Origin of the sequence: Sporolactobacillus sp. KGMB 08714 (genome assembly GCF_036598985.1) — a bacterium.
Taxonomy (GTDB): domain Bacteria; phylum Bacillota; class Bacilli; order Bacillales; family Sporolactobacillaceae; genus Sporolactobacillus.
Genome location: NZ_JAUUBW010000019.1, coordinates 58,786 through 66,677, shown reverse-complemented (window position 1 = coordinate 66,677; position 7,892 = coordinate 58,786). Strand labels below are relative to the sequence as shown.

6 protein-coding genes and 1 riboswitch are annotated in these 7,892 nt (G+C 49.5%); of the genes, 4 read left to right on the top strand and 2 right to left on the bottom strand.

Translation table 11 applies throughout. The annotated features are described in order from the left end of the window. Positions 1 to 102: 102 nt before the first annotated feature. Both mbcS and spoIIP read right to left on the bottom strand, forming a co-directional pair. Positions 103 to 1,698, bottom strand: a complete 1,596-nt coding sequence (gene mbcS / locus Q6A92_RS10060) for an acyl-CoA synthetase MbcS (protein WP_274399515.1) — start codon at positions 1,696 to 1,698, stop codon at positions 103 to 105. 140 nt (positions 1,699 to 1,838) lie between these two features. Beyond that, entirely contained in the window at positions 1,839 to 2,969 is a 1,131-nt protein-coding gene (spoIIP, locus tag Q6A92_RS10055; RefSeq protein ID WP_274399517.1) for a stage II sporulation protein P, read from the bottom strand. Between the two features lie 277 nt (positions 2,970 to 3,246). On the opposite strand from spoIIP, the gene Q6A92_RS10050 reads away from it, so the two are divergent. The 4 genes from Q6A92_RS10050 (at position 3,247) to thiD (ending at position 7,888) form a co-directional block, all read left to right on the top strand. Further along, complete coding sequence (locus tag Q6A92_RS10050; protein WP_332238028.1) at positions 3,247 to 4,968, top strand: methyl-accepting chemotaxis protein; 1,722 nt, start codon at positions 3,247 to 3,249, stop codon at positions 4,966 to 4,968. Positions 4,969 to 5,317: 349 nt separating this feature from the next. After that, complete coding sequence (locus Q6A92_RS10045; RefSeq protein WP_332238027.1) at positions 5,318 to 6,175, top strand: VOC family protein; 858 nt, start codon at positions 5,318 to 5,320, stop codon at positions 6,173 to 6,175. 133 nt (positions 6,176 to 6,308) lie between these two features. Continuing rightward, positions 6,309 to 6,419, top strand: a riboswitch (TPP riboswitch). 174 nt (positions 6,420 to 6,593) lie between these two features. Continuing rightward, a complete protein-coding gene (gene thiW, locus Q6A92_RS10040) occupies positions 6,594 to 7,100 on the top strand; it encodes an energy coupling factor transporter S component ThiW (RefSeq protein WP_332238025.1) in 507 nt (168 codons plus the stop codon). Next, positions 7,097 to 7,888 (top strand): bifunctional hydroxymethylpyrimidine kinase/phosphomethylpyrimidine kinase, encoded by a 792-nt coding sequence (gene thiD, locus Q6A92_RS10035; RefSeq protein WP_332238024.1) that lies wholly within the window; start codon positions 7,097 to 7,099, stop codon positions 7,886 to 7,888. The genes thiW and thiD overlap by 4 nt, the downstream gene beginning before the upstream one ends. Positions 7,889 to 7,892: the final 4 nt, after the last annotated feature.

The following is a 7,892-nucleotide window of genomic DNA, read 5'->3' as shown; positions in this document are numbered from 1 at the left end:
AAGAACCGGAGAGAAATTTTTTTACAAATTTTCTCTCCGGTTCTTGAGTTTTAACAGGGCTTTTGAGACAGCCTCTTAATAGTTCATAGTATGCTCAAAGGTTCAGACTTTGATGCCCTTTTTACGCGCCCTGCTGATCTCAAGATCTCTGAGATCGGCCCGCTTTATTTTACCGGATACACTTTTCGGCAGATCGGCGACGAATTCAATTTCCCGCGGATATTTGTACGGAGACGTCTCATTCTTGACAAATACTTTCAGCTTTCTTGCCAGAGAGTTGCTTCCGGCGTAACTTTCTTTCAAAACGACAAACGCTTTGACAATATTTCCGCGGACCGGGTGAGGACTCGCAACCACGGCACAATCCTTAACTGCAGGATGCTTCAGCAGCGCGTCTTCAACTTCGGCCGGACCGATCGTAAATCCGGAACTGATAATAACATCGTCGCGCCGGCCGTGAAACCAGAAGTAGTTGTCTTTATCTCTGGAAGCCCGGTCGCCGGTCAGAAAATAGTCGCCGATCACGGCAGCCTGATAGCGATCCGGCTGATGATAGTAAGTCTTCAGCAAAGCGGGAAAATCACGGCGGACGGCAATGTTCCCGATGACCCCGTCGGGAACCGGATGGCCGTCCTCATCGACAATCGTGATAACATCATCGAAAAGCGGCTGACCCATGGAGCCGAGGCGAAGTTCGGTATCGACCGTTGTCCCGATCAGCAGCGTGCTCTCTGTCTGTCCGTAACCGTCTTTCAACTCAAGCCCGAACGTCTTTTTAAACGTATCGATGGCTCCGCTGTTCAGCGCTTCGCCTGCCGAGCAAGCGGTGTGCAGATGAGAAAGATCATAGCTGCCGAGATGATCCACTTTGGCCATCAGGCGGTATTCCGTCGGCGTGCAGAGGAGTACATTGACTTTATAGTCCTGAAGCAGCTCAAGCTGTTTCGCGGGATGGAAGCGTCCTTCATAAACGATTCCAGTAACGCCCATCCCGAGGACAGAAAGGAAGGGGCTCCAGATCCACATCTGCCATCCGGGCCCTGCCGTTGCCCAGACAATATCATCTTCGTGAATATTGAGCCAGCGGCGTGGCGCGATTCTTAAATGGGCATATGCCCAGCCATGATCATGCACAACACCTTTAGGGGTGCCCGCCGTTCCGGATGTATAGGTCAGAAAAGCGATGTCGTCTCTGCGCGTGGCGACCGTTGTAAAATCTGCGGAGGCACCGGCCATCAGTTTATCCATCGACAGCCAGCCGTCGGCCGTGCTTTCGACGGAAATTTTATACTGCAGGGACGGCATGGGTTCCTTGACCTGTTCAATCTGATCGATGTAGTCGCGATAGGCAATGATTGCTTTCGCTCCTCCCTGATTGATGCGGAAGGCAATATCTCCCGCGTGCAGCATTTCCGAACCGGGAATAACGGCGATTCCGGCGCGGAGCGCACCCAGATAGATGACATAGGTGTCAATAATTTTGGGAACCATCATCATGACCCGGTCTCCCTTTTTAATCCCCAGGCCGGTCAAAACATTGGCAAAGCGTTTCCCTTTTTCAATCAGTTCATGATACGTTACCGATCTTTTCTCGCCTGTTTCACCTTCCCAGCGCAGAGCAATTTTATCCGAATCATAACGATCGATCTCACTTGTCAGATTATAAACTTCCGGAGCAATCAAATCATTCAGTTCCATAGATACGGCACACCTCTCCTTTAATCAACGGTCATTTTATCAAACGGATGAATCCGGTTGAAGAGCGAAGATCACTTTATATAACTTATACAACCAAATGTTAATACCAGGTGCTAAAAAATGCAACTCTTTTTTATAATTTAATTTTTTAATTTTTTGATATAGGTACTCAATGCGTCGGCAAATGCTTTTGAACTGCGGTCTACTTCCGCAAGCGTATTATCGACGCCGCCCACTTCGATGAGCAGAGCATTTTTCGACAGATCCTGATTGTACACCCCGTCCCCGGAATATTTGGTCTTGCCGATGATGCCGAGCACGAGTCCCGGATAATGTTGATCCAGCAGATTTTTGATCTGCCTGGCCAGATAAAGATTGGCCGAGTAGTTCGGATTGTCTTCACCGATTATGAAACTGATGCGCGCGTAGGAAACGTGATTCAGCGTCATCGTTGTGATTGATCCGGCGGATGAATCTCGATGAATATCGATCAGATAGGTCATGCCCGGATTCTGCTTCATAGCGGCCTCGGCAATGATTCTCGAGTATTGGTAAGCCTCATTATAATTCCAGCCCCGCTGCCGGAGCATGACATTTTTGTTGCTCGTATCATGGACAGAGCCGATCCCGTTCGCGGCTAACTCCTGATCGATCACCGTACCGTCATGGATGACGTCCAGACTCGGATCGGCGCTGACGGCACTCGAAGCATTGCTCTGGCCGGTAAGCGCCGGTTTGTAGGATTCCCAGCTGTGTGAATGGTAGAGATAAACCGTTTTTTTTATCTGATTGGCCTTAGGCTGCTGTTCCGTCTGCTTCTTCGCCGGCACAGACGTTTTCGGAGCCGGCAGATTCATCTGCGGAGGGGGAGGCGAGTCCTGGGGCAGATTCGTATAATTGAGTCCTTTCCCGGCGCTGAATATCTTTGTATTATAAGTCGTAAATCCCGGAAGCTCCGAACCGAACAGGCTGCGAATATCGTCGAAACGAAGCGTCGTCATCGCTTCCAGTATGAGGGGATAAATACTCCTCGGACGATCGTTGGCCGGGATGGCATGGCTGAATAAAGCGTTCTCATTGCCGAATGTTTCCGGAAGCAGAATTTCCGCCGGCAAATCAATATTTTGCAGGGCGTCATCGATGAAAGCGATTTTTACCTGCCCGGCGATCATCAAAACTGTCAGCCCATAGACCAGGACAAGAAGAAGAAGATAACGAGAGAAGAGTCCGTGAAAGAGTGATCGATGTTTTTGCTGCGTGATTTGTTTCAAGCTTGTCCCTCCCAATCATCAGGTGTGCGTGTGCTGTCTCTTACACTCTATGATCGGGAAGCAGAAAGATAGACTTCATTTGCTATTTTTGCTCTTTGAAACATCAACGGGAAACCGCGACGGAAGCGCATCCGTGAAGTGAAAATCATTCACGGGACAGTTAATGAAGAATAATTTACAATAAATTTACATAAATGCCCTTGATCGAATGTCTGTTTCGTCTGATACTTGTTAATGTATTTTTTTGTACATTTGTCAGGATTGTAGGGGGATCGACATGGATCACGAACGATTGAAAAACTTGCGATGGAGTAATCTAAGGATCGGCCAGAAGTACCTTATGAATCTTGGTGTTATCTTGATTTTGACGTTTGCTGCGGTTGTGCTCTCGGCGGCACTGCTCATCTTTTCGCTTGACAAGGTCGACAGCGCCGGGGCGGAGGGGAATCGCGTCGTGCAGATTACGGAGATCGGCTCGTTATTTCTTTCGAAAGACACCCGGGTGGTCGATTATCTTCTGAATCCCGGCGATGCGGCGGTCAATGCCTATTCTAAGGACCAGATGAAGCTGACGCAGGCGGAAAAAAAGATTGAGCCTTATATGAAGACACCGGAGCAAGTGAAAATTTTCTCACAAATCATGAGAAATGACTCAATGACCTACAACAATTTTCAAAATGAGTTTGTCCCTGCCGTACTGATGCAGGATATGAATAAAGCGAAGCAGTTGCGCAGCGAGCAAAACAAGATCCAGGACAATACATTGAATCTGCTTCAGCAGCTGCGCGCTTCCCTTGTCAAGCAGCAGCAGTCCGCAGTAGCGAATGCCCAGACACAGATCAAATGGGCCATCGGATTTCTTGTCTCAAGTCTCGCTCTTTCGATCCTGATCGGCGGAGCGGTTACTTTGATTATTGAGCGCAGGCTCAGACAATCGTTCGATCATGTGGTGAACATGACCGATCGGATTGCTGCGGGCGACTTAAGAGAATCCGATAAAAACGTTTCCGGAAAAGACGAACTCGGCTTAATTGCCGGATCCATCGCGAAAATGAAAGCGAATCTGCTGACGATGACCGAGTCAATAGCCCATCTCTCTGAAACGACGAAGAATAACAGCAATCGACTGATCCATTCGGCTTATAAAGTGTCACAGAGCAGCAAGGATGTCAAGCATACGATGTCGGAGCTGTCCTCAGGCATAGAGGGCCAGGCTGAGAACACTTCCCGGATTTCGGACATGACGCGCGATTTTATGAAAGATCTGGCGGCCGAAGTATCACGGGCAGTGTCCATATATGATCTGTCTCTTTCGGCCGTAGAAGTGACGAAAAAAGGAAAAACATCGATCGACGAATCAATCAAAAATATGAATAGCATAGACGGCAGTGTCCAAAACTGTTTAGCCAAAATGAATCACCTTGAAGAACGGATGAAAAATATCTCCAAATTGATCGGTTTAATTGAAGAGATCGCAGGACAGACCAATCTTCTCGCCCTTAACGCTTCGATTGAATCGGCCAGGGCAGGGAAAGACGGAAAGGGCTTTTCGGTGATTGCCGAATCGATCCGCAGGCTTTCCAATCAGACTTCCGCGTCGGCCAAGGAAATCTCAGGTATGATGAACGGCATTCGGACGGATTCCTCAGAAGTCAATGAGGCCCTTAATATGAGTTATGAAAAAGTGGAAAGGGGCTCGGAACAGATCGATACGACCGGCCGGCAGTTCACCCGGATTGACGAGCAGATGCAGACAATCGGCAAAAAAATGCAGATCATGTCTACACGCCTGCGGAAGGTCAGCGAGATCGGCGTGAATATGAGGCAATCCATTGAAGCGATCGCCGCCGTTTCCGAGGAATCGGCAGCCAGTGTCGGCGAAGTTTCTCTGTCAATGGACGGGGTTAACGAAACGATGACAAGCTTCCGCAAGGACGCGGAAACGATGGGCGAGGCCGCACAGCAGCTCGATAAACTGATTAAACGCTTTAAAATTTAAACGGCGGCAAACGGCCGCTTCCGGCGCGGACAGACAGATCGGCCCCGAATCTGCAAGGACATTTCAGGTCAGCTTTTTGACCGGGAGATGTCCTTTTTTGATAGGTCCCCGCGGCGGACCTTTTTGAATCAATAACCAGAACGTCGGACGGCAGATATCCGTTGCCATACACCATCTGTGCATGCAAAGCCGGTATGGCAGCAAAATGAACGGAACGGGCTCCGGCACCGGCGAACGGGCCGGCGGCACGGCTTTGTACAAGTCATGAGGAACAATTTGTAGACAGCGGGATCCTTTGCTTACATAATGTAATAAGATGAATTTTATTTAGAAAAAGGGGCGCGCTTTGATGGCATTTCACAATTATCCGAACACATTCGCAAGCGAAGTTTATTTATTCGTCAACAATCTGGAACGTTCACTTGAATTTTACCAAAAGATACTCGGGCTCCGCGTACTCAAAAAGGAACAGCGAAGGGCTGTCTTTACCGCAAACGGCACAGATCCGCTCGTCACCGTTGAACAGCCGATTCCGGTGATCCCGGGAAACCCAAGAAAAGCAGGGCTCTATCATGTGGCCCTTTTGCTGCCTTCCCGGGCGGATCTGGCGCTCATTCTGGCCCATCTGCTCAAGGAAGGCTATCCGCTTCAGGGAGGAGCCGATCACGCGGTCAGTGAAGCCGTTTATCTGGCAGATCCGGACGGGAACGGGATCGAACTTTATCATGATCGTCCGGCCGCACAATGGAAATGGAACGACGGCAAAGTTTTTATGACCACCGAGGCACTCGATGAACAGATCCTTAATGAATCGGGCGGCAAAGAGTGGGAAGGGATGCCCGAGCAAACCATCATCGGCCATATTCATCTGCAAGTCGCCGATCTGAAGGCATCCGAACGTTTTTACTGTCAGGGGCTGGGTTTCGATCTGGTCGCAAACTTTGGCGATCAGGCAGATTTTATTTCTACAGGGGGCTACCATCACCATATTGGTCTCAATACATGGAGAAGCAAAGGTATTCCGGCAACGGAAAGCGAAAAGACAGGCATGAGAGATTTCACACTTGCGTTTACAAGTTCTGAGGCAAGGGACGCTGCCATTGAGCGGCTGAAAGCGATGGGAGCGCCAGTAACGGAAGAAAACGGCCGGGTCATGGTCAGCGATCCGTCAAATATCCGTATCGTGCTTGGGCTGAAAAATAAATGATACAGATCAGAGAAGTAAAAGGGAGGTACAAAACAAGGTCTGTCTCCTTCCGCCGTTTTTTCTAAGGCAAAATCGATTGAATTGCGGTCATCCTTGTGGTAGTTTATAATGACAGCAGGAGAGGACAATTTCATTTAAGCACTGGGGGAGCCGGAGCGGCCGGCTGAGAGTAAGACTTACGGTCTTTGACCCCTTTTACCTGATCTGGACGATGCCAGCGGAGGGAAGTTGCACCTAAAGGAAGACTATCTTCAAGCGCGGGCGTTTTTAAGGCCCGCGTTTTTTAATTTATTTAACAGGGAAGAAAAGACAAACATCTGTGCGCAGCGGAAACCGATAACCCGCATTTTTCTGTTTCCTCCCGATCAGGTAAAAAAGATGTTCCGGTCTATTTTATTTTTTTAAGGAGGAATGAATTTTGAAACCGCTGTACAGGCTTACATTTTCTGCTCTTCTCGTCGCGATAGGCGTCATTGCCGGCAATTTGCTGTATATTCCCATAGGCGTGGCCAAAATTTTCCCCGTTCAGCATATCATTAATGTTCTGTCGGCCGTTCTTTTCGGCCCCGTTTACGCTGTCGGCACGGCTTTCGCCATCTCACTGCTGCGCAACCTGCTTGGAACAGGCTCTGTTTTTGCCTTTCCGGGAAGCATGATCGGCGCCTGCCTGGCAGGACTTTTCTATCTTTGGTTTAAAAAACCTGTTTTTGCCGCCATTGGCGAAGTCATCGGAACAGGATTGATCGGTTCGCTTGTCTCGTTTCCGATTGCCAGATTTATTCTCGGACAGAACGTAGCGGCTACTTTTTTTGTTGCACCTTTTCTGCTCGCAACAACTTTCGGCAGTCTTATCGCTTACATCCTGCTGAAAATAATGGCCGTTCATCCGGAATTTACCCGATATATGCGAGGTGACGGAAAATGAAAACGGCTTTGACGATTGCCGGATCGGATTCAAGCGGAGGGGCAGGCATTCAGGCCGATCTGAAAACCTTTTCCGCACTCGGTGTGTACGGTATGAGCGCTATTGTCAGCGTAACGGCGCAGAATACGCTGGGTGTAGATGACGTCGAGGATCTTTCGCCCGCAATAATCGGCGGGCAGATAGATGCCGTCTTCCGTGATATTCCGGTCGATGCCGTTAAAATCGGCATGGTCTCCAACAGCGCCGCAATATGCACCATTGCAGACAAGCTGAAGGAATACGGTCCGAAATACAGTGTGCTGGATCCCGTCATGGTATCTAAAAGCGGATTTGATCTATTGAAACCGGAGGCGAGAGAAACGCTGATTCAAAGGCTTTTGCCGCTTGCAACGGTTGTGACTCCGAATCTTTTCGAAACGGAGCGGCTGGTCGGCCACAAGGTGGAAACGATTGAGGACATGCAGCAGGCCGCAAAAGAGATCTTCCGGATGGGGCCTGAAAGCGTCCTCGTCAAAGGCGGCCATCTGTCGGAAGATCCGACCGATATTTTTTATGACGGTACCCGCTTTTATCCGTATACAGGCAAGCGGATAGATACAAAAAATACGCACGGCACCGGATGCACCCTATCGTCGGCGATTGCGGCCTATCTTGCCGAGGGACGGTCTCTTACAGACGCCATCCGCGAGGCCAAGACCTATATTCAGGGAGCGATTGAGCACAGCCTGTCACTCGGACACGGCCACGGACCGACGCATCACTTCTACCGCTGGTTTCCGGAAGGCTAAAGTG